The sequence below is a fragment of the Aquimarina sp. RZ0 genome (genome assembly GCF_008370685.1).
GTDB lineage: Bacteria > Bacteroidota > Bacteroidia > Flavobacteriales > Flavobacteriaceae > Aquimarina.
This window is the reverse complement of record NZ_VTZU01000014.1, coordinates 59,032-84,488: the sequence shown is the minus strand read 5'-3', so window position 1 is coordinate 84,488 and position 25,457 is coordinate 59,032. Positions and strand designations below refer to the sequence as shown.

The following is a 25,457-nucleotide window of genomic DNA, read 5'->3' as shown; positions in this document are numbered from 1 at the left end:
TTTTTAAAAAATGAAAAAAAAACTCCTCTCATACCTGTTTTTCCTGTTTTTTGTATGTACAGCTGCTAAAAAAACAACCGTTTCGCGTATAGATCAGGAATTAACCTATCAGCAAAAAATAGGTAAGAGGATCTATACTAAAGGTATTGGTGGAACTAATATAAAAATAATGGCAGAAATGTCTGGTGTGCAAGTCCCTGCTACAATCATGCCCTGTGTCAATTGTCATAGAGCAGATGGGAGAGGAAATCCTGAAGGAGGTATTGTCCCTTCAAATATTACTTGGGCAGAGCTGACCAAAAGCTATGGTGGAGAACGTCTGGATAGTCAAAAGAGACCTCCATATACCAAACAATCTTTAAGAAAAGTAATCACAACAGGAATCGATCCTGCCGGGAATCACCTTAATACCGCCATGCCAAAATACAATATGAGTATGGAGGATATAAACAATCTGATTGAATACATAAAAATCTTAGATTCTGATAAGGATGCAGGACTCACAAATTCAAGGATTGAACTTGGTATTGTTTTACCTGAAAAAAGAACTACCGCCTATAACAAAAACAGTACTGTAAAAAAACTTGTCAATGCATATTGTATGGCAATAAATTCTACGGGAGGAATATATAATAGAAATATCATACCCCATTTTTTTGAGGTGGATGAATTACAAAATAAACAGGACTTCTTCATGATACTGGGATTCAACGATAAAAGAATAACTGAAAACATAAAACATAAAAACATTCCAACACTTTTATCATTTTCTAGTAAGAAAGCTTCTAAAGGGCTTCAAAATCCTTACACTTTTTATACATATCCAAGCTTAACAGCCCAAAGCTTATCATTAGTTGATTTTTCAAAACAAAAGAAAATTGCAAAAAAAGGGACAAAAGCAACGATCCTGTATTATAATGATCCTATCAGAAAAGAAATCGCAGAGGAAATTGCAAAATATTACTTCAAACATTTTAAAAAGCATCCAAATGCCATATCCATCACCTCAGAAAATATCATAGAAAATGTAAAGAATGCACAAATCCAATCTAACGAACCTATATATTTTATAGGACCTAGTGGGCTAGGAAATCAACTGCTCCTTACTCTAGACAATCTAAACAAATCGGCATATGTCTTAATCCCTGGGAGTCTTTCGGGGATAGATATATTTACTATGCCAGAGACATTTAAGGATAAAGTTTTTATAGGATATCCTACCTGGATTTCAGAACAAACAAATGAAGGCTTACAAGCATATGAAGAATTGGCAAAAAACTATAACCTGGATCACAAATGGCGGCGCGATCAGCTTGATATGTTATCTATGTTATTCACAACAGAAGAATGCTTAAAACGTATAGGAAGAAACCTTAGCAGAGATAAATTCATCAAAACCATGGAAAATTTCTTTGAATATTCTAATGGAATAAGCCCTTCTATTACCTATAATCTTAATAAACGCGTAGGAAATTCTAATGTATATATCATCGGTTTTGATACAGCAGAAAAAAAAATGGAACTGATAACCACAGTTCATAGCAAAGAACAATAATATGGAGAAAAAAATCAATATTGTTACAACAATTACCAGGCAAGATCAATTATATAATCTACACGACCTTCCTCTTTCTGTATCATTACTAGAGATAAGAGCAGATCTTTTATACAATACACAAGGAATTAAAAATAGCACGGCTATACCATTAGTCTATATTTTAAGAAGTAAAAAAGAGGGGGGAAAATTTGAAGGTTCTAAAACAGAAAGGCAACTCCTCCTCATAGAAGCTTCTTATATATATGATTATATAGAACTTGAAGGCGAACGTGATTTAATCCCCGAGCTATTAGATATAATCCCAGCAAAAAAAAGAAGAATTGCATGGTATGGAGCTCCTAAAAAATATACAGCCCTATATCAACAAGTATTGAAATACCTAAAAACGCCGGCAAATACGTATAAAATTGTCGTAACTGCGACTAATCATAAAGATTCTACACTGATAATACGTTTGTTAGACGCTATTAATAATAGACAAGTAATTGGATATGCTGTTGGAAAAACCGCAGAATGGACACAAATTCTGGCTCCCTTTATGGGGGCTCCAGAAGTTCCTTCAGTCATGGATTATCAAGATCAATCAACTCCTTATTTCACTCCTAACCAATTAATAGGAGATTATGGTTTGCCTAATGTTTACCGGGTAGAACAGCTTTTTGGGATTGTAGGTAATCCGGTATTAGGATCCATCTCACCCAGTCAACATAATAGTGCCTATCAAAAATTAGGTTTGCCTTATTTATATCTTCCGTTTGAAACAAGGGATTTTTCTTCTTTTATGAATGAAATTATGGAAAACAATTCTATTCCGATTCCCTTATCCGGAGTGACAGTAGTTGCCCCCTTTAAGAGAGAAGGCTATATGGCGTCAAAATATAATAAAGGAATTAATAATAAGGTGTTTGGAGTCTGTAATGGTATGATTAAAAAAGACCAGGAATGGATAAGCTTTAGCACAGATGCATCAGGAGCCATAGCAGCATTAGAACTCATCACAACAGATTGGTATCAAAAAAGCATTGCAATTATTGGGTGTGGAGGTACAGGCAGAACTATTGCAGCTTCACTTAAAAAGTTTACTTCAGAAATTACTTTAGTCAATAGAACACTTGCAAAAGGAATAGAAATTGCAGCAGCCATCAAACTGCCATTTATAGCATTGCATGAATTTAATGCTGGTAATTTTGATATAATCATCCATGCAACACCTTTAGGTAAACATGAAGAAGAAACTCCTTTTGAGCTAACTGATTTAAAATCAGATAGTATTGTTATTGACCACTCATATTCATTAAGTAAAGAAACAGCACTTGTACGATACTGTAAGTTATGTAATATCAAAGTAATTGATGGAATCGAAATAGCACGTCTTCAGATCAATCAACAATTTAAATTTTTAACGGATAAAGAAGAGTCAATTATAAACGTAACTGATCAAAACCTTAAAATTAATTAGATGCAAACAACAGATATAGCGTATACTAAAAAAGATGATATCGTATCAGAGTTCTACCATGAATGGGGAACAGAAATAGAAGCATTACTGGGTTTCTGGAAAAATGTAAACCCTAAGACAGGACAGATTGCACGTATTGAAGTAATCGATAATGATGACAACGTATCACTACACTGCTTTGGGAAATTAGATCAAGGAGAAAAAGATTGGGGAATTACTCCTTGTGAGTTATTTAGTTCTAATGTAGGATCTCCAGAAATTGAAGGTTTCATCTGTAGTTATGATTTTAATTTTATGCAGATTCAAATTGCAGGTAACATGAAATATGGCGTGATGGTGATCCAATCCTATAATACTTTCAATGATGGAAGCAATCGTAATAATTATTTCTCACGAGAATTCTTCTGTAAATACTAATAATTAAACAGCTACCATGGAACTAAAAGAACAAAAACATACAGCAACTCTTTCTTATTATCTAGGCACGTGGGCTAATTCCAATGAAAAAGCAAGATTAATAGATTCGTTTACTTTTTTTGAAACTGATGGAGAGTTGCGAATGACTATTAAAAACTCTGAAACTGGTTTTTACAAAAATGATTGGGGTACAGGACTTGTGAAGCCTCATTCTTATGGGCCTGATACTCATGATATTGTTGCTTTTCAAGCACATTTCAGCAGAGAAGATATAGATGCATTTTTGGCTATAAATGAGAATAAAGGATTGCTCATTATCGCTGGATATATCACTTTTAAAAATGATGAGGATAGATCGGACTGTTTTGTTCGGGAATTCTTTCGTAAACAATAAAATATGAGGCAGCAACTAACGATAAAACCAATCGACAAATTCAGTATTCTTAAAAAACTTACAATAGAAGAGTTTGCTCCCCGTGCCAATGAGTATGATACCACGTATACATTTCCGAAGGAAAATTTTCAGGCATTATTTCGTACAGGACTTAATGCTCCAACTATTTCTGCAGAATTTGGTGGTCTGGGATTAGGAAATAACAGAGCGAATATCCGAGACCTCTGGACTATGACGACAGAAATTGCTAAAGCAGATATGGCTACAGCTCGTTGTTGGGAAGGACACGCAAATGCTCTGATGTTGTTGGATAATCTGGCAACCTATGCGCAAAAAGAAAAATGGTTTACTGGTATAGTACAACGCGGTGATATCTGGACCGTCTGGAGTGGAGAACCCTTACTTAAGATACCTGGGCAAACTCAAAAAATAGGAACTACTGTCATTAAAACAGAGGAAGGGTATATCATCAATGGTTCCAAAGTATTTTGTTCTAGTGCATCAGGTGCAAACTGGGCTAATTTACTAGTAAATTTAGAAGGATCAGGAGGAGCCCGTCATGCGGATGGATCTCCAGAATCTGTAATTATGTTAGCTTGTGATCTTTCTGATCCTACCATTTCTTTTGATGATTCCTGGTGGAAACCTATGGGAATGAGAGGTTCTGTAAGTTACAAAGTGAATTTTAACAATACTTTTATCCCTTTTGGAAATCAAATTGGCAAACCAGGTCAGTTTTTATTAGAAGAATGGCAAACACGTTGGATTCCGCAATATGCAGCTACTTTTTTAGGAGGAGCTCAAGCGGCCTATGAATATACTCTTACCCATATAGAAAAGCAACAAAGGCAACAGGATCCATTTATCCAACATCGCATAGCAAAAATGGCTATCAATATTCAATCAGCACATATGTGGCTAGATAATGCTGCAAATTTATGGGATAAAAACAACATAGATGCTGCTCAGGCGATAGGTAATATGGTACGCTATCAAGTAGAACAGCTGGCTTCTCAAACACTGGAGCATGCTATTCATTCTTGTGGTGCCAGGTCACTAATCCAACCGAGTCCCTTAGAGCGAATCTCCAGAGATCTTACACTCTATACCAGGCATGATAATGATGATCAGCTTCTTGCTACTATAGGAAAATCAGTATTAGGAGCATCACACGACAGATCATTTTTTAAAACTAAATAAAGACAGCCTATGAAAAAAGTTACACCTAAACAAAAACTTAGCATTTGGGTCTTAGCATTAGGGTATTTTGCCTTTTATGTACCTTATAGTGGTATGACCAAAATCTTATCCAAAGGATTATTCTCTGATACTGGGATGTCCATTTCTGGAGTAAAAATATTACCTATGGTATTAGTAGGAACGGTACTTGGGTTTTTATGCATACTTTTTATCACAGGTTGGTGGAAACAAGCTGGAAGGATTCAAGTATTTGGAAAAAATATTCCATTTGCATCGAATGCATATACTTTTTTATCCGGTATTGCAACAGCGGTTATTATAGCCACTACAACTCTGGCCTACAGTTTTACAGGTATTTCTATTGTATTTGCTGCATTATTAATGAGGGGTGGTGTCCTCATTATGGCCCCCTTCATTGATACTGTATATGGTAGAAAAATACATTGGTATTCTTGGCTTGCTTTTGGTCTTACCTTATTTTCTTTATTAATCGTCTTTTCAGAAAAAGTAGGGTATACTATAGGGATTGTTGCTGGTATAAATATTGTTGCATATCTGTCAGGTTATTTTTTTAGGCTACAATTCATGACCTATACGGCCAAATCTGATGATATCTCTCATACACATAGATATTTTGTAGAAGAAATGCTTTCTGCTATGGCTGTGATCTTGTTTATTCCCCTACTTTTAGCCTTAATTGGACAAGGAGAATTCATGCTACTACTAAGATCTGGCTATACTTCATTTTTTAGTTCAGGATTTATTCTTCCAGCATTATTGATAGGGTTACTATACGCAGGTCTTTACATTTTTGGCTCCCGTATTTATCTTAATAATCGAGAAAATACTTTCTGTATCCCAATTAATCGTTGTGCAAGTTTATTAGCTGGTGTCACGGCAGCTATTGTATTATCAATAGTATTTGAAGGAAAGTTTTATACTAATATTCAAGTTATTGGTGCCCTCATTTTGCTGATGGCTATTGCTGTTCTCAGCATACCTAAAATAATTAAAATCATACAAAGAGATTCAGAGATCAAACAACGAGTATATATGTTTATTTGTCCCGGGAATACAGGAAGATCTCCTATGGCTCAGGCAATTTGCATGAATAAAATGATGAATCTTTTAAGATCAGAAGGAGAATTTACTTCTCCTAATAATGTGCAAATATTGAGCGCAGGGATCACTGCCGAAGAAGGTGTTTCTATGAGTGAAGATGCACGTACTGCCTTAGAACATTTAAAAATGAAAATAATGCCTCATAGTTCTCGAAAATTAAGGAAAAATGATATCTCTCTGGTAGATAAAATTTGGTGTATGTCATCAAAACATAAGCAATCTATTTTGGAGAAATTCCCTGAAGCTGTAGGCAAAGTAAATTGCCTTGATGTAGATGATCAGATTCCTATACCTCATGGGAGAGGTGTTAGAGCGTACATAGAATGTGCACGAAAATTAGAAATACTGATAGATGGTTTAATCCATAAAAAAGAGATAGAAATTTCTTAATTAATATAGGATTAATATTTATGGAAGATGAATATCAAATCTCGGTTATCATTCCTTCTTATAACAGAGGATATGTTATAAAGGAAGCTATTGATAGTGTTTTTCAGCAAAATATCCCTGATATTCAGGTTATTTTAATTGATGACGGTTCTACAGATAATACACAGGAAGTACTTGTCCCGTACTATGATAAGATCACCTATGTTTATCAGGAAAATCAGGGGCAATCTGTAGCAAGGAATCTTGGGATTGATCTGGCACGAGGAAAGTATATTTGTTTTCTGGATTCTGATGATGTATTTACAAAGGGAAAATTTAAAAAAGAATTAGCGCTATTTGAGCAATATCCAGAAGTAGATTCTATTATTACAGATGCAAAATTCTGGTTACTGAACAAATATTCTGAACGATCAGGTTTGCATCCTAAATTGAAATCCCATGCACATCCGGTTTTACTATCTGATTTTCCTGCCTATTGGCATTACGGGATTATTGCCGCGACTTCCTGTCATAATTTTAAACGGAAAATACTGAGCAATCTAGCCCATCCTTTTTTTGATCCCAGATTACCAACCTGGGAAGATTGGGATTTTTTTGCTAAAATATACCATCATTCTAATACATTAGTAGTTCCAGAAATAACTGCAGAAGTACGGCGTTTTTCTGATAATACCAGAAAAGAGCGTCATATCCCAGGTATAAAATGCACTATAGATCAAGAAATATTCATGCATACCTATAGAGATATTGTAACCAAAAAAGTAGCCACTATGGTAGGAATAGATTATACGAAATCATCAAATATCGAATCAGCCATCTCTGTAAAGTATCAACAGAATGGTTATTACTCTCCAATAAAAGTACTATCCGAGAAAGAACTGAATTACTATCGCAAGGCATTCTTACATCAAAAAGAAATGCTAGGAGAAAACATGGCTCATAATCAACTTGTTCAATTACACTTACACTTTTCCTGGGCTTATAAACTGGTGACACATCCTGTTATTCTCCAATATTTAGAGCCAATACTCGGGCCTAATATTTTGATACATGGATCTACTCTTTTTTATAAAAAACCCAATACCAAAAAATATGTTTCATGGCATCAGGATGGATATTTCATGAAATTTTCATCACCAAAATATACCACTGCTTGGATTGCCTTTGAAGATAGTACAAAAGAAAACGGCTGCCTTCAGGTAATCCCGGAATCACATCAGCGTTTATATACCCATGATTCTATCCCCTCAGAAAATAGTATGCTACCCTCTGGATTATCCGTTGTTGAGGCATTCAATAAAGAAACTGCCGTAAATATAGAATTAAAGGCAGGAGAAATGTCTCTTCATCACGTAAATATTATTCATGGGTCAACCCCAAATATTAGCAAAAAACCGAGAATAGGCTTTGCTATCAGATATATTTCTGCAGAAGTTACGCAAGAGTTATATCATCATGAAGTCTTACTGGCAAAGGGTAAATATGATGGAAACCATTATAAATTATTAAAGAACCCTCCAAAGCACAATAACCTGTTTTCTGTTGAAAGTCAAAAGGAAGCACACATCGAATATGTCAGGAAACGAAATGCTAGTCAAGTTACATAAAATCAATAGTTAAAACCGTATGCAAAAAACTACTATTAATGTATATGCAAAACCCGGAATCACTCCCTGGCTTTTTGATGATCTTAAAACACATTTTAAAAAACTAAAGTTAAAAGATATCCAAATCGTCACTAGCGAATATCCTGACCAAAATGCAGATGCCTGGATTGCAATCAGAACTGCTGAAGCAATCTTAGCTCCTGATTTAGAAAAAACAGTTGCCTGTATCCATGATCTCTATGCACATGACAATATGTACCAAGCTGATGGATTGAGAGCCATTGTGAAAAAAGTAAGAGGACTTGTTTTGTGTCATCCAAAACAGAGAAAAATTCTTTATCAGGCTGGAATTGATCTAACAGAGAAGAAAATTCTTGAACGCCCACTAGGAGCATTATCAGGTTTCTCTCCTGGCGATAAAATACCTGAAAAATTCACAATTGCCTGGATAGGCAGAAATCATTGGAGAAAACGTATCACATGGTTTATCGAAGCAATACAGAAATTAGCACTACCTAAAAATCAATTTAACATAGTATTACTTGGAAAAGGGATTAGTGAAAGTGCCAAATTATTACAATCCTTAGGTTTTGCGTGCACCGCATATCCTAAAGATACGTATACGATAGCATCATATCCCGAATTATATCGTGCGATGAGTTGTCTGGTGATAACCAGTATCACAGAAGCAGGTCCTCTTACACTATTTGAATCTCTTGCAACAGGAAATCCTGTAATTTCAACAAAAGTAGGGTGGAGCCCATTAATAAAAACGGATGCGATTACCTTGGTTGATAATCCAGATGAAATTAGCAGTGCCTTATTACAATTATACAGAAAACAAGAAGATAATTTCCTAAAACGATATAGAATTAGTAAACTTGTTACACACGTTACACTAGAAAGTTGGATTGAAGAAGTTGTACAATTAGCATATTCATTAATCAATTATAAAAAAAATGTGTCGTTATCCTAATTATTACTCTAAATCTAATGAACGCATCTTTACTCGATAATCCAGATTTAAATGCTCCGAGGCTTGCCTCGAAATCAAAATGAGGTTCAATAACAGCATACAGTCAAAAAAATATAATTAAACATATTTATGAGCCATATTTTTATAAAATATTACAGATCCTTTATACCACATAATAAAAAAACTGTTGGAGATGATGATTGGGCTACTTTTGAGGATCTATTGAAGTATTGTCTGCAAAAATTGGGATATGATTTTAATTCAGAAGTAAGTACTTCGCCTAAAAATGGAATGCCTGATGCTATAATGAGTGCACATCATAGTAAACTAACAGATGCTACTTCTGATATTTTTTATAAACAAATGCATTTAAGTCATCTCTTTACGATTGATACTAATGGATGGGGTCCTCAACATTCTTTGATGCAAAGTATTCCCTCTTTTCACACCGTTAATAAACAAAAAGCAACTCAATTTTGTAAAAATCTTAGTTTGGATTTTCTCACTAAAGGATATTCTAAACAAAAACAGCCTCCGATAAATTCGCTTCTTCCTACTCCAGATGATTTTATTTTTGTTCCGCTGCAACGACCAACAGATGTAATGATTAAAAACAATTCTCCTATCTCTGTTCGGGATTTTATTACTACAGTAAGTATTTGGGCAGAAAAGAACCAACGACATATAGTGTTTAAATTACATCCTGGGAATTATATGGATCCAGAAATTGTAGTTCAAGTAGAAGACTGTTGTCAAAACAGTGCATATGTGCGTGTATTAGACGGAAATATTCACGGTTTGATAAAAAAAAGTAAAGGAATTATGTGTATAAATTCTGGCAGTGGTTTTGAAAGTCTAATTCATGGAAAACCTGTTGTTACTTTTGGGAATTGTGATTATCGATGGGTTACTTTTAATGCAACTACAGAACTATTACAAGAAGCTAGTAGGTATATTGACACTTATACAAAAACAGCCAGTGTTATAGGATATCAACTGGTCTATTATTACTATCATCATCACGCATATTCTATAAAAGAAGAGGAGCGAACTGAATCGATTGAACGGCTATTAAATTATTTAAAAAATACACTTAAGCTTATCATTTCTGATAGAGAGATCTATGACATAACCAAAGAAAAGAATATCATATGAAAAAAATCACTGTCATATCCGGATCGATAAGGGAAGGACGGAAGAGTCATTTTGTAGCACAGTTTGTGAATAAAAGACTGAATGATATTGACGAGGTTAACTCACATCTCCTTGATTTAAAAGAATATCCTTTTCCTATTATGGAAATCCGAATGAATCTTGCTGAAAGTCCACCGCATAGAATGAAAGAGTTCAGTGATTTATTATCAGAATCAGATGGTATTATAATCGTAAGTCCAGAATACAAAAATGGTATTCCCGGAGCATTAAAAAATGCTTTAGATTACCTCAATCCACAAATTTTCAAACACATCCCACTTGGTTTTGTTACTGTATCATCCGGAGGTTTTGGTGGATTATATTGCTTGTCACAATTACGACTGGTAGGATTAGCACTAGGAGGTATACCCATTCCCGAAAAATTATGTGTTTCTATAGTTCAAGAGGTATTTGACACCTCAGGAATGCTAAGAGATAAGTCTTTTTCAGAAAAAACAGTTAAATTTCTACATGATTTTTTGTGGTATGTACAGCGCTTATCTACTTGAACTTTTCTTGGGTTGTTATGTTTTCCTGAAGATTTAAACGCCTTATAGTGATTCAATTTTAAAAAGATTAAATATTGGCTTATTTCATTAACAAACTTATAATACAGGCGTTCTAACAATCTTAAATCTTGAGTTACTATATGAGCAGTACCCAGGTATTACCCATAGTTTTTAGAGAATATTTATCTTTGTCAAAATCCATACGCAACCAAGAACCAAGAACCGCATCTAAGAAATAAATATGATAAGAGAATAATGAAGAGAGTACTTTTTATACTAATGATGTGTGTTGCTGCCTGCAACCTGTCTGAAGATGAAACTATAGATCCTGTTTTCTGCACAGAAGAAGCTGTTGCAGGGTTAGAAATTACTGTGAGATCCAGTGCTTCCAGTGATTTTCTGATTGATGGAATTACAGTAGTTGCCAGAGATAATGATTATATAGAAACCTTGAAGAATATTATAAATACTACTACTTTTTCGGGAGCAATTGAGAGAACAGGAATATATACAATAACAGTGCAAGGTATAGATTATGAGTCTTTTACCTTTCCAGAACCTATTGTAGTAGAAAGTGATGAATGTCATGTAATTACAGAAAGCAGGGAAATAAAATTAGCTTCTGATTAATTTTTTGCGTGATTCTTATTTATGGCACCCGATCATTCACCAGTTATAGGAATTAGCTGTATTTTTGAGGCTCACTTCATAGGATTTTTTGTTTGAATTCTCAAATATTCATCTTTCAGGATATAAAAAATTTATTGAAAAGAGCGCTATTATCTATTTTAGAGTGAGGCTTCACTGCATTGTTGTAATCATACTTTTAAATTTTGTTATATCATAACTATAGCATAAGGATCAATATTGATCCGTAAGTTAACACAAAATCATACTGAATTGTCTATTTTTTCTTACGTAAAACTGAGGTTTGTAAGGTTTTTTTCAAAAGTTTAACACAACTTCTTGTTTTTTAATTTATTTTTGGGATTCACACAAAATTAAACTAAAACTATGCATTCGTCATTATCCAAATTTAGAGGCAGTTTCTGCACTCTTGCTTTGTTGGCTTTATGTTTTTCGGTCAACTCGCAAACACTCAAAACACAAGTACAAAACACAAAAATCAAAAAAAATCAAGTCTACAAAAATCAAAAAATGTTTGATAGTAAGACTGGATCTACGGACTCAAAAACACCCATAGAACGGCAGGCAGATAATGCTGTCGAGCGAGCAGCTTTTGAATTCATGAGGTTAAAAGATCCTAATTCAGGAAAAATACCGACTGGTATCAGAAAAGCAGAACTTCAATTCACGAGTAAGATTGCAGCAGGAGATGATTCGAGAAAATCACTTAGTACAGCTGCAAAATCTTCAAAATCAAATAGCTTCTCTTATTGGAAAAATAGAGGGCCATTTAATGTTGGAGGAAGAACCAGAGCTTTAGCCATTGATAGCAGAAATGAAAACATAATTCTTGCCGGAGGGGTCTCTGGTGGATTATGGAGAACAGAAAACGGAGGAGCTAGCTGGAGAAAAGTAACAAGATCTTTTCAAAATCCGAGTATTACCGGAATAATACAAGATCCCAGACCAGGAAAAAGTTTTACCTGGTATTATATTTCTGGAGAACGCTTAGGAAATTCTGCAGGAGCAAGAGGAGCTTTTTATTCAGGATCGGGAGTTTATAAATCTCAGGATGGAGGACGTACTTTCGAATTGTTACGCGCAACTGCTGATGGAAGTCTTCAATTTGCATCGCCTTTCGATATTGTTAACTCAATTGCAATAAACCCTGTAAATGGAGATGTATATGTGGCTACTTTTAATGGAATTCATAGATCTCAGGATGGAGGTAATTCATTTACAGAAGTTTTAGAAGGGGGATTTGATAACATTACAGAGATTGTAATTAGTGCTACAGGACGTTTATATGCTACCATAGATTCTGGTGGAGTTCCTAATGCAGGCTTTTTTACATCTATAGATGGAGATACCTGGACAAACATTACGCCAGAAGGATTTATACCTGCATATGGAAGAACTGTGATGGGAATTGACCCTTCTAATGAAGATACAGTGTATTTCCTTACACGTGATCTAAGCCAAACAAATGAAGCTGTTTTGTATAGATATAATGCATCAGCAACAACGCAAGAAGAGGCCTGGACAGATTTAACAATTAATTTGCCGTTAGCATCAATTGGAGGGCGCGTTGGAAATCTTAATTTACAAACAGGGTATAATATGTTTGTAAAAGTACACCCTACAGATAGTAATACTGTGTTTGTTGCAGGAACTAATGTATATAGATCAACCACAGGCTTTACTACTCCGGCAGGACAAGAAAGCTGGGTTGCTGGATATTCTCCATTAAACAATGTAAGCTTATATACCAATCAGCATCCTGATCAGCACGCATTGGTGTTTTTTCCTTCAAACCCTAACAAGGCACTATCAGCAAATGATGGAGGTGTTTTTGTAACAGAAGATATTACGGCTACAAATGAAGGTATTGAACCTGTGAGTTGGACATCTTTGAATAATGGATATCTCACTACGCAACCTTATCATGTAGCATTTGATCCAGAACCGAATACAGATGATTTGGTAGCTGGTTTTCAGGATAATGGTACCTGGTTTACAAACTCTACTGATTCTAATGCTACCTGGGAAGATGATTTTGGGGGAGATGGTGCTTATAGTGCTATTGCTGATAATGGTAGAACACGTTATGTCTCTTCTCAACGAGGGAATGTTTTTCGTCTTAATTTTGATGAGGAAGGAAGTTTTGAATCTTTTACATCTGTAAGACCTGCGGGACCTGCGAATAATGATTTTTCTTTTATTAATCCATTTATTTTAGATCCTAATAATGATAATGTAATGTATCTGCCAGTTCAGAATAGAATATGGAGAAACAGGAATTTGGATGAGGTACCGTTATTTTCTAATGCTCCGGCAACTGTAAATTGGACAAATATAGAAAGTTCGTCTACTCCTGATGGATCTACAATTAGCTCTTTAGGTATTTCTGAATTTCCTGTTGCTAATCGATTGTATTATGGAACTAGTTCCGGGATTGTACTTAGAATGGAAAATGCCAATATTGATAACCAGCCAGCAGTCGATATTACGACAGGAAAAGGATTGCCTACAGGGTTTGTCAATGATATTAATGTAGATCCTTCTAATGCAGATCGTGTAATTATCACGTATTCTAACTATGGAATTCCAAGTGTATTTATTACCGAAGACGCAGGAGATACTTGGACCAATATTAGTGGTAATTTAGAAGAAAATGTAGATGGAACTGGTAACGGTCCTTCTGTAAGAAGCACAGCATTTCTTGGAGGTAGTCAGGGAAGACTTGGTGCCAGGTTACAGAGAATATTTGCTGCAACCAGTACAGGATTATATTCTACTAATAGATTAAATGGACAAAATACGGTTTGGAGAAAAGAAAATTTTGCTATTGGTAACTCTGTTACGGATGAAGTAGTCACCAGAAAAGATGGATTTATTGCAGTAGCAGCTCACGGTAATGGATTATTTAGTGCCCGTTTCCCGATAATCGGAAACCCATTGCCTGAGTCTACATTAAGTACAGCATTTTTATTAGGAGATCTTAGAGTATTTGAGAATACTCAGGAAACTACAGAAATAGATATAACAGGGTTATTTGTGCACTCAGAAGGAGCACCGATTACCATTGAATTAACAAATTCTAACCCTGAATTAGTAACAGCGACATTGACAGATAATATAATATCATTGTCCTATGCTTCGGATTCTCTGGGGGCAGCATCTATAGCACTAATAGCTACTTCTGGTGAAGAGCAGGTAGCCGAAGGTTTTACAGTGACTGTAGCTGAACCTTCTGTTTATGAACAAATAAATCCGCAGGTAACTACATTACCTTCTCAAAATTTTATAGATTTTAATGGATTGGCACAAGTAGCAGATGACTTTACGATACCAGAGGGTAATACCTGGAATATTGAGAGAGTAGTAGCCTTTGGAGGAGCTAATGGTACACGTTCTTTTAGTAATGTAACTATAGCAATTTTTGAAAATAATGCAGGAGCGCCAGAAGAAGAAATATATAACAGTGGCGAGATTGCACCTATATCAGAATTAGATGATTCAAACTTAAATATTGTACTACCAGAAATTCTAACCTTAGAAAGTGGGACATACTGGATATCGGTTTATGTGAATTTAGCATTTAATCCAGGAGGTAATCAATGGCTCTGGCAATCACAGACAAATGTTGCCGGAGAAGAAAGTCATTTTAAGGATGAGGCAGATCTTTTTGGTTCAGGAGCAATAGATTGGACTGCCGCTTCTGTTGCCTTTAGTGATAGAGATCCTTTGGATCAAAGATATCAGATTTTTGGTGATATTATAGGAGTAGAAACGCAATCTGATGATACAGAATCTGTTCAGAATGAACCTTTAATTACATTAAACTCTGGAATTAATTCTCTAATATGGCCTAATCCATCTTCAGGTCAATTCAATTTTAATTTAAAAACATTATCATTGGATAAAGAAGCATCTCTTTCTATATTTGATATATCTGGTAAACTGGTACATCAAAATGCAAACATTGCCTCAGATGCTAATTATATTTGGGATGCGTCAGATATGACGTCAGGTTTTTATTTTGTAAGTATTGACGGAGCAACTGTTTCCAAACGTTTTAAAATCGTAAAACAATAAAGGAGTAAATTAAAAAAATAACCTATAAGGTGGTCTAAATAAGTTTTTTTAAATTTAGATCACCTTATTTATTTTAGTATGATTCATATTTACGGTCTCAAGTAAGAATTGATGTTACCAGAATTTCTTAAAATTAAGTTATATGTATTCTATAAAATATTATGTATCATATATATATTGTTTTTTATTAGTATTTCTTTTTGTTTCCTGTAAACCAACATTAGTGGCACAAGAAAATATGGAGAAAAAGAATGAAAAACCAAAGGTAGAGAAACCTAAATTTACAGGTTTGGATAGTCATACGCCTATAGGGGAGGATCCTAATACAATTCGGTTCATAGGAAAGGTAGTAGACGTTGTAAAGTCTCAAAATGTATGCAATATATCACGTTCTACAGCGATAATTAAAGTCGAAAAAACAGAAGGTTCAGGTTCAGGTATTGTCAATATGATCAATACAGGACAAACCATAATATTAGTACTAAATACGGCGTTTGCACTGGATATTGAGAATTCAAAAATTAATATGGAAAAAGGAATCAAAGGTTCTTTTCTCATTAAAGAAGGTCTATGCCAGGATATGGCTCAGACTATTTATGAAATGCTAACGTTTACTCCTGTAAATTAGCTACTATTAATTTGATGAGTACAGTGTGCTATATAATTATATTTAATAAACTTAGATTACACATTTTTTCTATCCTGCTATTTTTTTTAATGAATGTCAAATTGTTATAGATATTTAAGCACATCTCTCAATTAGCCATAACGGTATCATTTTCTTTCCTCACACCGTAGAATTTTTTTTGAGAAATTTTGGTTGTAACTCGTAAAATATGAGTTGAAAATAACTCTAAAATTTAATAGAAAAGGCACTATACATTGAACTTGTAGTATTCCTGAAAATATTTACTATATAAAACCTAAACATATTTTTTGGGATAAGTTCTAAAAAATTTTCAAAACAATCATATTATGAAAAATTCAGTATCATTCAAACTCAGAGTCAGTCTTTGCACTTTGGTTTTGGTTGCTATGTGCTTTTCGGTAAACTCTCAAACACCTGTAACACCAGCACAAAACGCTACAACCAGCAAAAAACAGATCTATAAAAAACAACAAATGTTTGATAGTAAGACCGGGGTTACAGATTCAAAATCAAAATTACAACATCTTACGGATAATGCTATCATGAGAGCAGCGTATGAGCATAGGAGATTAAAAAACCCTACTACAGGAAAGATCCCTGACAATATCAGAAATGAAGAGCTTCAATTTTCAAGTAAGATTGCGGTAGGAGTTGACTCAAAAAAATCACTTTCCAGAGCTTCAAAATCAAAAAAAATCAGGAGATTATTACTATTGGAGGAATAGAGCCCCCTTTAATATAGGAGGCAGAACGAGAGCTCTGGCAATAGATCGTGTAAATGAAAATGTAATACTTGCAGGAGGAGTTTCTGGAGGATTATGGCGAACAGAGGATGGAGGAGTCAACTGGAGAGAAGTAACCAGATCTTTTCAGAGCCCAAGTGTGATACGATTTGTGATTAAAAAATTCGTATAAATTCATTGAATTATTTTTTCTTTATGCAAGGCAAAAAAATCAAGCATAGCTATAGCTACGGTTTATTTTTTAAACGAAGTAGAAAGGAAAAAGAAACGATGAATATGCGAAATTTTTAGTTATAAATCGTATGACTGCTATTGTTCAGGATCCAAGACCAGGGAATAGTCATATCTGGTATTATGGTTCTGGAGAAATTTTTTGGGGTAGTACTTCTGCAGGAGGTGCAATTTATCAGGGCAACGGAGTCTATAAATCACAAGATGGTGGTCGTACCTAGGAACAGCTGAGCGCTACAGAAAACACAAATGTAATAGAATTTAACTCGGATTTTGACTTTGTTAATTCTATGGTTATCGATCCGACTAATGGAAGTTTATATGTTGCAACATACAATGGTCTTTTCAGAACAAAGTATGGAGGAAACTCGTTTGCCAAAGTACTTCATTTTCAGGGAGGAGAAGATAAGCTTGTTGAAGTTAGTATCACCTCTACAGGTAGGATTTATGTTACCTTTCCAACAGATGGAGAACCCAGTAAAGGTTTTTTTACCTCTGCTGATGGAGATATCTGAACGAATATTACCCCTTCTTTTATATCAAAATATAGTAGAGCCTTGATGGGGATTGACCCTTCTAATGAAAATATAGTATATTTTTTTACTAATGAGAGTTCAAAAGGTGCTGCACTCTACAGATATGATGCTTCTGCTATATCAATAGAAGAAGCCTGGGTAGATCTGACTGCTAATTTACCATTTTCATTTGGAGAATTATTTCTGGGGAATCTGGAACTACAGAGAGGGTATAATATGTTAGTAAAGGTACATCCTACAGACTCAAATATTGTATTTATAGGAGGTACTAATTTATATAGATCTACAACAGGGTTTACAACACCAGCAGGAAAAGAAAGCTGGGTAGCTGGATTTTCTCCTTTGAATAATTTTAATTTTTATACTAATCAGCATCCTGATATGCATACATTAGTATTTTATCCTTCAAATCTTGATAAGGCACTATCGGGAAATGATGGAGGTGTTTTTGAAACAGAAGATATTACAGCTACAAATGGTATAGAACCTGTGAGTTGGGCATCACTAAATAATGGGTATATCACAACACAGCCCTTTTGATCCAGAACCTAATACGGATGATTTAATTGCAGGATTTCAGGATAATGATACCTGGTCTACTAATTCGTCAGATTCTAATGCTTTCTGGGTAGATGAATTAGGAGGAGATGGAGCCTATAGTGCGATTGCTGACAATGGTAGAACGCAGTATATGTCTGCACAAGGAGCAGCTATTATAAGGCAAAATTATGATGATGACGGAAATTCTGAATCTTTTTCATTTGTGAAACCTGCAGAACCTTCACTTTTAGATTTTTCTTTTATTAACCCTTTTATTTTAGATTCTAATAATGATAATATAATGTATCTGCCAGTAAAAAATAATATCTGGAGAAACAGGAATTTGGATGAGATACCAGTATTTACTTCCGGTACTGGTCGGGCAACTGTAAATTGGAAAAAATTAGAGAACTCCTCGACACCGGACGAATCTATAGTAACTCCTTTAGGGACTTCTAAATTTCCTATAGCTAATCGATTGTATTATGGGACTGATTCTGGGGTGGTTTTTAGAATGGATAATGCAAATATGGATGATCAACCGGCAGTAGATGTTACTACAGGAAAAGGATTGCCAACAGGATTTATCAATGACATTAATGTAGATCCTTCTGATGCAGATCGTGTAATTATCACCTATTCTAATTATGGACTTCCAAGTGTATTTATTACAGAAAACGGCGGGGAAACCTGGACAGATATTAGTGGTAATCTAGAAGAAAGTACAGATGGAACCGGTAATGGACCTTCTGTAAGAAGTACTGCATTTCATGGCGGGAGTAAAGGGAAAGGAGGTTTCCCGAAAAGAATATTTGCTGCTACCAGTACCGGACTTTATTATACATTTAGATTGAATGGGCAAAATACGGTTTGGACAAAAGAAAATTTTGCTATCGCTAACTCCGTTACAGATGAAGTGGTGACTAGAAAAGATGGACTTGTCGCAGTAGCAGCACATGGTGCCGGAGTATTTAGTGTCCGTTTTCCAATAGATAAAAGTTCACTACCTGAGTCTACATTAAGTACAGCATTTTTATTAGATGATTTTGAACTACTTAAAAATACCCAGCAAACTAAGGAAATTGATATTACGGGGTTGTTTATACAATCACAAGGATTGCCCATAGATATCGAAATGATAAATTCTAATCCCGAATTAGTAACAGTTACATTGTCTGGTACTATGGTAAAATTAGCATACACTCCTGATGCTAGTGGAACTGCTTCTATCGGTTTTATTGCTACCTCTGGAGAAGAGCAGGTATCAGAAGGGTTTACAGTAAGCATTTTAGAGCCGTCAATTTATGAACAAACAATTATTGGACCAGGCAGAGTACCTTCTCAAAATTTTATAGATTCTAATGCATTGGCACAAGCGGCAGATGACTTTACTATACCAGAAAAGGGGATATTTGGAATATTGAGAGCGTATTAGCTTTTGGAGTAGCTAATGGAAGACCTTCTTTTACTAATGCGACGATTGCAATTTATAAGAACAATGGGGGAGTACCAGGAGAAGAAATATATAATAGCGGAGAAATTGTACCCATATCAGAATTAGATGATTCAAACCTAAATATTGCCCTACCAGAGACCCTGACCTTAGAAAGCGGTACTTACTGGATATCGGTTTATGTGAATTTAGCAATTACTTCGGGAAAGAACAAAAAAGAATGGTTTTGGAAATCACATAATAATGTTATCGGAGAAGAAACCCAATTCAAGGATGAGGCAGACTTTTTTAATATGGGTGCTATAGACTGGACTGCTGCTTCTGTTGTATTTCGTAATAGAGGTATAGGTCCTTTAGATCAAAGGTTTCGAATTTTTGGGAATGTTATTGGTACTGATATTCAGTCCGATGAGAATGAAACGTTAGCAATTTTGGATTCAGAAATTAGTTCTCTTGCCTGGCCAAATCCGTCTTCAGCTCAGTTTAATTTTAATTTAGAAACACAGGCATTAGGTAAAAAGGTAACACTTTCTATATTTGATATATCTGGTAAAATAGTGCATCAACATGTAGATCTTGTGGCAAAGAATAATTATGTATGGGATGCATCTGCTATGACACCAGGTTTTTATTTTGTTAAAATAGATGGAGAAAATACTTCCAAACGTTTTAAGATTATAAAACAATAATATCATAGAATCAGAAATTGAAAATCTATTAATACCAGCTTTAGATAAAATCACCGTAAACAGAGTCAAAAAGAACTGGTAACCTGAGTTCGATTAATACAAAATGCGTCAGTTTGAGTAAAATTCTGATAAGAATTTTGTATAGAAAACAAGCATTTTGGGATCAAAAACCTATTCTCGATACACTTTTCCTTCGTCAAAGCACTCGAATTGAAGGTTTTGAATGATCTGTCATAATAATTGAACTCAGGTTGGCATAATTTAGTTTGTAGTATATAGACAAAAACCATCTGACAGTATACTGCCAGATGGTTTTTAATTATCAGTATGTTAGTAAAAATTTTATGTTGCTGAAGGAATAGCCAATTCATCATCATTAATTTCTGTATTGGTATCCAGATCCGATGCTATCTGATTTTTTACAGTTTTTTTTCTTCCAAACCATGCCTTAATTCTATGTACGATATAGAATAGACAAGGTACAATAATTAGTGTAAGGAAAGTGGCAATGATTAATCCATAAATAACCGCCCAGGCCAAAGGCCCCCAGAAAATTACATTATCTCCTCCTATATATATTTTAGGATCAAAATTAGAGAATAGTGAAAAGAAATCAATATTAAAACCGATCGCTAATGGAATCAAACCTAGTACTGTAGTAATCGCGGTAAGGATTACAGGTCTTAAACGTGCTCTACCTCCTTTTATGATAAGTTCTATAACATCCTCGTGTGCCAGTAGTGCGTCTTCGGGTACATTGAGGGCTACTTTTTTACGATCTATGAGTAGCTGTGTATAATCCAGAAGTACCACTCCATTATTTACTACAATTCCAGCTAATGAAATAATCCCCATCATAGTCATCATAATTACAAATGGTGCTCCCGTAATTAATATACCTCCAAACACTCCAATAAAACTTAGGAATATAGCAATCATAATAATAGTAGGTTTAGAGATAGAACCGAATTGAAATATAAGAATGAGCATGATTAATCCAAGTCCGGCAAAGAAAGCTCCCATCAAAAACTGCATTTGTTTACCCTGTTCCTCGATCTGACCAGTATAATCAATTTTTATACCTCTTGGCAACTCAATAAAACTAGCCATTTCTGTTTGGATCTGAGATACAATTGCTCCTGCATCGGTATACCCTGGTTGCAAACCGGAGTATACAGTAACGACTCTTTTGGTGTCTTTATGTTTTATAGCGCTAAAAGAAGAGGTATTCTTTTTTGAGGCTACGGCTGCTACCGGGACTTCTTTTAATCTGCCTGTTGCCTGATCTCTAAAGGTGATGTTCTGGTTAAATAATGAACTGGTATTATACCTGTTATTTTCATCAAAACGGACATAGATATCATAATCTTCTCCAGCTTTTTTATAAACTCCGGCTTTTTCTCCAAAAATTGATCTACGCAACTGATTTCCTACTTGTCCAGCGGCAACACCAAGTTCTCCGGCTTTTTCACGATCCACAACGACTTGCATAGCAGGTTTTCCTTTGTTAACATCAATTTTTAATTCTTCAATACCTGGAATGTTCTTTTCATTAATGAAATTACGCATTTGTTCTCCAATAGCAATCAATTCATTATAATCAGAACCTTCTATTTCTATATTGATAGGGTATCCGGCAGGTGGTCCTACAGCATCTTTTTCTACAGAAATAGCAACACCGGGATATATCCCTTTTAATGCATCCTGTACTTTTTGTCGCAATTCTTCAGAATCTTTTCCTTTTCTGAATTTATATTCTCTCATAGCAGAAACGATCTTGGCACGATGTGGCATTTCTGCACTACTACCTCCATCTGTCTGTGGATTAAATGCCCCTTCACCTACCTGAGAAACTGCGGCTTCTACTAAGAAATTGTAATCTTTACCTTCTATGTATTCTTCATCATTTAGGACCGCATATACGCGATTTTCGATTTCCTTGGTAATTTTATTTGTTTTTTCAATATCTGTTCCTTGAGGATATTCAATATAGACAATAATTTGATTGGGTTTGTTGTCTGGGAAAAATTCAATTTTGGTTCGCTGACTGCCTACAGACGCCCCAAACATCATAAAAACTAATATTAGTAAAAACCCTGTTCCTAGAGAAAACACTACAGATCTCCACCCTTTTAAGGCAAATTTTAAAAACCGCTGGTAGGTATTCTCCAGCCATAGTAAAATTTTTCTCTGGAAAAGATTAGCAGCTTTTTTTAGTAGATATTTGTAGATCCAGAACATAATCGCCGTAAATATCATCAAACTACCGAGTCCGCTTACAGGACCTCCAACAATTAAGATAAATACCCCAAATCCTACCAGAATAATACTTAATCTGATAAGTTGTTTTACTGTCAATACTTTTTCTCCTACTTCCATAAACCTGGAAACGAGCATAGAGTTAATAAAAATAGCAACAAATAAAGAAGAACCTAATACTACAGAGAGTGTGATGGGGAAATAAATCATGAACTGCCCCATAACTCCCGGCCACATTCCTAGCGGGACAAAAGCAGCTACCGTAGTTGCAGTAGAGATAATAATAGGAAAAGCAATCTCTCCGATTCCTTTTTTAGCAGCTTCGATACGAGACATACCTTCTTCTTCCATCAATCGATATACATTTTCTACAACGACAATTCCATTATCGACAAGCATTCCTAATCCCATAATCAGGGCAAAAAGAATCATTGTATTCATCGTATAGCCTAACAGGGATAATATCATAAACGACATGAACATAGACATAGGAATTGCAAACCCTACAAACAATGCATTTCTGAATCCTAAAAAGAACATGAGAACACCCACTACTAATATAATCCCAAAGATGATATTATTTACCAGATCGTCTACCTGATTAATAGTTTTGGAAGATTGATCATTGGCAATACTAATTTTGAGATCAGTAGGGAATACATTTTCTTCTGCATCTGCTACAATCAGGTTTATTTTTTCTGCAGCCTCTACCATGTTTTTTCCCGAACGTTTTTTAACCTCTAGCATAACTACATTATCTCCAAACTCTCTTGCATAGGTAGTTTTGTCTTCTTCCTTAAACGTTATTTTGGCGATATCACGCAGGTATATGGCTCCGTTTTCAGATTTTACTACAAAATTGTCTAATTCTGATGGTTTGTCAATTTCTCCCAGAATTCTAATGGTTCTTCGTTGTCCACTACTAATCATATTTCCGGCAGACATTGTGACATTTCCATTTTTGATCGTATTGATCACATCATCAAAACTTACTTTTGCTGCCATCATTTTATAAATATCGACTGCAACCTCTACTTCTTTTTCTTGAGCTCCTCGTATATCTACTCCTTTAATTTCTTTTAGATCTTCAATCTCTTCCTCGAGGTGCTCACCAAATAATTTTAGTTTTTCTACAGGATAATCTCCGGTAATATTGATATTCATTATCGGAGTTTCTTCAGAAATACTAAGATCAAATACATTAGGTTCTACTTTGGCTCCATTAAAAGTAGGCCAATCTTCATTGGATTTTTCAGAATCTACTTCATCTTTTACTTTTTGTTTTGCTTCTGCTACAGAAAGATCTTCATCAAACTCTACTGTAATAATACCATAATCTTCTTGAGAGGTAGAGACTATTTCGACAACATTACTAACGTTTTTTAATTTATCTTCTAATGGATCTATAATCAGTCGTTCTATATCTTCTGCTGTATTACCTGGGTAAGGAACACTGATATAGATTTTGGTTTCGTTAATTTCGGGGAAATTTTCCCTAGGCATAGAGAAATATGCTGATAAACCCAATACCAAAAATATGCCAATCATGACATAGATTGTGGTGTGATTGTTTATCGCCCAGGAAGATAATCCGAATTCTTTATCTACTTTTTTATTATTGACTTCCATAAGACTTTAGTTTATGATTTCTACCTTTTGACCATCTTTTACACTTCTGGCACCTTCACTAATCAATGCATCACCATTTTTGATTCCCTCAAGGATCTCAATAAAATCTCCTTGTGTTTTTCCTGTTTTTATTATGACTCTTTTAGCTTCAGCAATATTTTTTGCATCCTTACCAGAGGTGACATAAGTATATTGATCTCCTTCAGAGTTTTCTGATATAATACTTTGCGGAATCAAAATCGCTTTCTGACTGGTATAGTCATTGATTTTTACTTTTGCTGTTAAGTTAGGCTTGATAAGACCATCTTTATTAGGGACTGCTACTTCTACTGTAAAAGAACGATTATTTGGATTTATATAGTTTCCAACCTGTCGAATTTTAGTATCGATAGTAGTTCCTAGTACAGGGAAATGTACTTTTGCTTCTTTGCCTTTTATTATATTAGAAATATAACTTTCCGGGACTTCTACTTCTATATACATATCATCCAGATTAATAATGCGAATTAATTGTGTTTGTCCCGGTGATACGACACTACCTTGTTCTGCAATAATATCATCAACAATTCCCGAAAAAGGAGCAGTAACAGTAGCTTTGGCTAATTGTCGTTTCATTTGATTTACTGCATTTTCCTGAGATTCATAGCCGGCTTTTGCCTGTAGATACTGGATTTCAGAGCCTATTTTTTGATTCCAAAGTTTTTGCTGTCTTTCAAAAGTAGTTTTGGCCAATGCAGCCTGAACTTCCATCTGGGCAACCTGTTGCCCCAGACCACCATCATCAATTCTGGCGAGTACCTGACCTTTAGATACTTTTTGACCTTCTTTAACATACACTTTGAACAATGTCCCGCTTGTTTCAGGATACAATACAATATTCTTTTTTGTTTCTACACTTCCTTGTAGCTCTAAGTAATGATTAAATAATGAATCTTTTGCTAAAATGGTAGTTACTAATGGAAGTTTTTTAACGCTGTCTAAGGATGCAATTGCTTTATCCAACTGTTTTAACTTGTCTGCAATTGTTTGTTGTTCTGCTACAATTTCACTTCTTTTAGAGCGTATAGCTTGTAGATCACCCTTTTCAATGATCTTATCTATAGATTTTGCGCCTTCTTGCCCACAAGAAATTATAAGAAGGGATACGGATAATATGGTAAGTATCTTTTTCATGGGT

Annotated in this window: 22 protein-coding genes; 20 read left to right on the top strand and 2 right to left on the bottom strand. The window is 34.8% G+C overall.

What is annotated here, in order from left to right; all coding sequences use genetic code 11:
- Positions 1–10 precede the first annotated feature (10 nt).
- The 20 genes from F0000_RS07365 (at position 11) to F0000_RS07275 (ending at position 20,392) form a co-directional block, all read left to right on the top strand.
- Positions 11–1,555 carry a c-type cytochrome gene (locus F0000_RS07365; RefSeq protein ID WP_149624073.1) on the top strand — a complete coding sequence of 515 codons (1,545 nt, stop codon included), beginning with the start codon at positions 11–13 and terminating at the stop codon, positions 1,553–1,555.
- A gap of 1 nt (position 1,556) precedes the next feature.
- Entirely contained in the window at positions 1,557–3,017 is a 1,461-nt protein-coding gene (locus F0000_RS07360; protein ID WP_149624072.1) for a type I 3-dehydroquinate dehydratase, read from the top strand.
- Positions 3,018–3,434: a hypothetical protein gene (locus F0000_RS07355; protein ID WP_149624071.1), complete on the top strand. Its 417-nt coding sequence runs from the start codon at positions 3,018–3,020 to the stop codon at positions 3,432–3,434.
- A 16-nt stretch (positions 3,435–3,450) separates the two neighbouring features.
- A complete protein-coding gene (locus F0000_RS07350; RefSeq protein ID WP_149624070.1) occupies positions 3,451–3,828 on the top strand; it encodes a hypothetical protein in 378 nt (125 codons plus the stop codon).
- Positions 3,829–3,831: 3 nt separating this feature from the next.
- Positions 3,832–5,028, top strand: coding sequence for an acyl-CoA dehydrogenase family protein (locus tag F0000_RS07345; protein WP_149624069.1), 1,197 nt, complete (start codon positions 3,832–3,834; stop codon positions 5,026–5,028).
- A 9-nt stretch (positions 5,029–5,037) separates the two neighbouring features.
- Positions 5,038–6,540 (top strand): hypothetical protein, encoded by a 1,503-nt coding sequence (locus tag F0000_RS07340; protein WP_149624068.1) that lies wholly within the window; start codon positions 5,038–5,040, stop codon positions 6,538–6,540.
- 20 nt (positions 6,541–6,560) lie between these two features.
- Positions 6,561–8,147, top strand: coding sequence for a glycosyltransferase (locus F0000_RS07335; RefSeq protein WP_149624067.1), 1,587 nt, complete (start codon positions 6,561–6,563; stop codon positions 8,145–8,147).
- Between the two features lie 19 nt (positions 8,148–8,166).
- Entirely contained in the window at positions 8,167–9,123 is a 957-nt protein-coding gene (locus F0000_RS07330; RefSeq protein ID WP_149624066.1) for a glycosyltransferase, read from the top strand.
- A 129-nt stretch (positions 9,124–9,252) separates the two neighbouring features.
- A complete protein-coding gene (locus F0000_RS07325; RefSeq protein WP_149624065.1) occupies positions 9,253–10,278 on the top strand; it encodes a hypothetical protein in 1,026 nt (341 codons plus the stop codon).
- The gene (locus F0000_RS07320; protein WP_149624064.1) at positions 10,275–10,826 is read left to right on the top strand and encodes an NADPH-dependent FMN reductase; all 552 of its coding nucleotides are present in this window, start codon (positions 10,275–10,277) and stop codon (positions 10,824–10,826) included. Before F0000_RS07325 ends, F0000_RS07320 begins: the two co-directional genes overlap by 4 nt.
- Before the next feature lie 255 nt (positions 10,827–11,081).
- Positions 11,082–11,456 (top strand): hypothetical protein, encoded by a 375-nt coding sequence (locus F0000_RS07315; RefSeq protein ID WP_149624063.1) that lies wholly within the window; start codon positions 11,082–11,084, stop codon positions 11,454–11,456.
- Positions 11,457–11,984: 528 nt separating this feature from the next.
- Complete coding sequence (locus tag F0000_RS07310; RefSeq protein WP_188112045.1) at positions 11,985–15,551, top strand: T9SS type A sorting domain-containing protein; 3,567 nt, start codon at positions 11,985–11,987, stop codon at positions 15,549–15,551.
- 142 nt (positions 15,552–15,693) lie between these two features.
- Positions 15,694–16,179: a hypothetical protein gene (locus F0000_RS07305; protein ID WP_149624061.1), complete on the top strand. Its 486-nt coding sequence runs from the start codon at positions 15,694–15,696 to the stop codon at positions 16,177–16,179.
- A gap of 347 nt (positions 16,180–16,526) precedes the next feature.
- Positions 16,527–16,925, top strand: a complete 399-nt coding sequence (locus F0000_RS07300; RefSeq protein ID WP_149624060.1) for a hypothetical protein — start codon at positions 16,527–16,529, stop codon at positions 16,923–16,925.
- Positions 16,852–17,115, top strand: a complete 264-nt coding sequence (locus tag F0000_RS07295) for a hypothetical protein (protein WP_149624059.1) — start codon at positions 16,852–16,854, stop codon at positions 17,113–17,115. Before F0000_RS07300 ends, F0000_RS07295 begins: the two co-directional genes overlap by 74 nt.
- Before the next feature lie 130 nt (positions 17,116–17,245).
- Positions 17,246–17,395 carry a hypothetical protein gene (locus F0000_RS27650; RefSeq protein ID WP_188112044.1) on the top strand — a complete coding sequence of 50 codons (150 nt, stop codon included), beginning with the start codon at positions 17,246–17,248 and terminating at the stop codon, positions 17,393–17,395.
- 69 nt (positions 17,396–17,464) lie between these two features.
- Entirely contained in the window at positions 17,465–17,689 is a 225-nt protein-coding gene (locus tag F0000_RS07290; protein ID WP_149624058.1) for a hypothetical protein, read from the top strand.
- Between the two features lie 45 nt (positions 17,690–17,734).
- Positions 17,735–18,250 carry a hypothetical protein gene (locus F0000_RS07285; RefSeq protein ID WP_149624057.1) on the top strand — a complete coding sequence of 172 codons (516 nt, stop codon included), beginning with the start codon at positions 17,735–17,737 and terminating at the stop codon, positions 18,248–18,250.
- Positions 18,222–19,685 carry a hypothetical protein gene (locus tag F0000_RS07280; protein WP_149624056.1) on the top strand — a complete coding sequence of 488 codons (1,464 nt, stop codon included), beginning with the start codon at positions 18,222–18,224 and terminating at the stop codon, positions 19,683–19,685. The genes F0000_RS07285 and F0000_RS07280 overlap by 29 nt, the downstream gene beginning before the upstream one ends.
- 200 nt (positions 19,686–19,885) lie before the next feature.
- On the top strand, positions 19,886–20,392 hold the full coding sequence (locus F0000_RS07275) for a T9SS type A sorting domain-containing protein (RefSeq protein ID WP_149624055.1): 507 nt from the start codon (positions 19,886–19,888) through the stop codon (positions 20,390–20,392).
- 342 nt (positions 20,393–20,734) lie between these two features.
- Here F0000_RS07275 and F0000_RS07270 read toward each other — a convergent pair whose 3' ends face one another.
- Both F0000_RS07270 and F0000_RS07265 read right to left on the bottom strand, forming a co-directional pair.
- Positions 20,735–24,280: an efflux RND transporter permease subunit gene (locus tag F0000_RS07270; protein WP_149624054.1), complete on the bottom strand. Its 3,546-nt coding sequence runs from the start codon at positions 24,278–24,280 to the stop codon at positions 20,735–20,737.
- A 6-nt stretch (positions 24,281–24,286) separates the two neighbouring features.
- Positions 24,287–25,453: an efflux RND transporter periplasmic adaptor subunit gene (locus F0000_RS07265; protein WP_149624053.1), complete on the bottom strand. Its 1,167-nt coding sequence runs from the start codon at positions 25,451–25,453 to the stop codon at positions 24,287–24,289.
- Positions 25,454–25,457: the final 4 nt, after the last annotated feature.

Bases quoted from the DNA above. Each gene is read 5' to 3' on its own strand.
- F0000_RS07280 (WP_149624056.1), top strand. From the start codon at position 18,222: ATGGGTATATCACAACACAGCCCTTTTGATCCAGAACCTAATACGGAT.
- F0000_RS07290 (WP_149624058.1), top strand. From the start codon at position 17,465: ATGGTTATCGATCCGACTAATGGAAGTTTATATGTTGCAACATACAAT.
- F0000_RS27650 (WP_188112044.1), top strand. From the start codon at position 17,246: ATGACTGCTATTGTTCAGGATCCAAGACCAGGGAATAGTCATATCTGG.
- F0000_RS07345 (WP_149624069.1), top strand. From the start codon at position 3,832: ATGAGGCAGCAACTAACGATAAAACCAATCGACAAATTCAGTATTCTT.
- F0000_RS07365 (WP_149624073.1), top strand. From the start codon at position 11: ATGAAAAAAAAACTCCTCTCATACCTGTTTTTCCTGTTTTTTGTATGT.
- F0000_RS07340 (WP_149624068.1), top strand. From the start codon at position 5,038: ATGAAAAAAGTTACACCTAAACAAAAACTTAGCATTTGGGTCTTAGCA.
- F0000_RS07330 (WP_149624066.1), top strand. From the start codon at position 8,167: ATGCAAAAAACTACTATTAATGTATATGCAAAACCCGGAATCACTCCC.
- F0000_RS07355 (WP_149624071.1), top strand. From the start codon at position 3,018: ATGCAAACAACAGATATAGCGTATACTAAAAAAGATGATATCGTATCA.
- F0000_RS07360 (WP_149624072.1), top strand. From the start codon at position 1,557: ATGGAGAAAAAAATCAATATTGTTACAACAATTACCAGGCAAGATCAA.
- F0000_RS07335 (WP_149624067.1), top strand. From the start codon at position 6,561: ATGGAAGATGAATATCAAATCTCGGTTATCATTCCTTCTTATAACAGA.
- F0000_RS07325 (WP_149624065.1), top strand. From the start codon at position 9,253: ATGAGCCATATTTTTATAAAATATTACAGATCCTTTATACCACATAAT.
- F0000_RS07285 (WP_149624057.1), top strand. From the start codon at position 17,735: ATGGGGATTGACCCTTCTAATGAAAATATAGTATATTTTTTTACTAAT.
- F0000_RS07315 (WP_149624063.1), top strand. From the start codon at position 11,082: ATGAAGAGAGTACTTTTTATACTAATGATGTGTGTTGCTGCCTGCAAC.
- F0000_RS07310 (WP_188112045.1), top strand. From the start codon at position 11,985: ATGTTTGATAGTAAGACTGGATCTACGGACTCAAAAACACCCATAGAA.
- F0000_RS07300 (WP_149624060.1), top strand. From the start codon at position 16,527: ATGAAAAATTCAGTATCATTCAAACTCAGAGTCAGTCTTTGCACTTTG.
- F0000_RS07305 (WP_149624061.1), top strand. From the start codon at position 15,694: ATGTATTCTATAAAATATTATGTATCATATATATATTGTTTTTTATTA.
- F0000_RS07265 (WP_149624053.1), bottom strand. From the start codon at position 25,453: ATGAAAAAGATACTTACCATATTATCCGTATCCCTTCTTATAATTTCT.
- F0000_RS07320 (WP_149624064.1), top strand. From the start codon at position 10,275: ATGAAAAAAATCACTGTCATATCCGGATCGATAAGGGAAGGACGGAAG.
- F0000_RS07350 (WP_149624070.1), top strand. From the start codon at position 3,451: ATGGAACTAAAAGAACAAAAACATACAGCAACTCTTTCTTATTATCTA.
- F0000_RS07270 (WP_149624054.1), bottom strand. From the start codon at position 24,280: ATGGAAGTCAATAATAAAAAAGTAGATAAAGAATTCGGATTATCTTCC.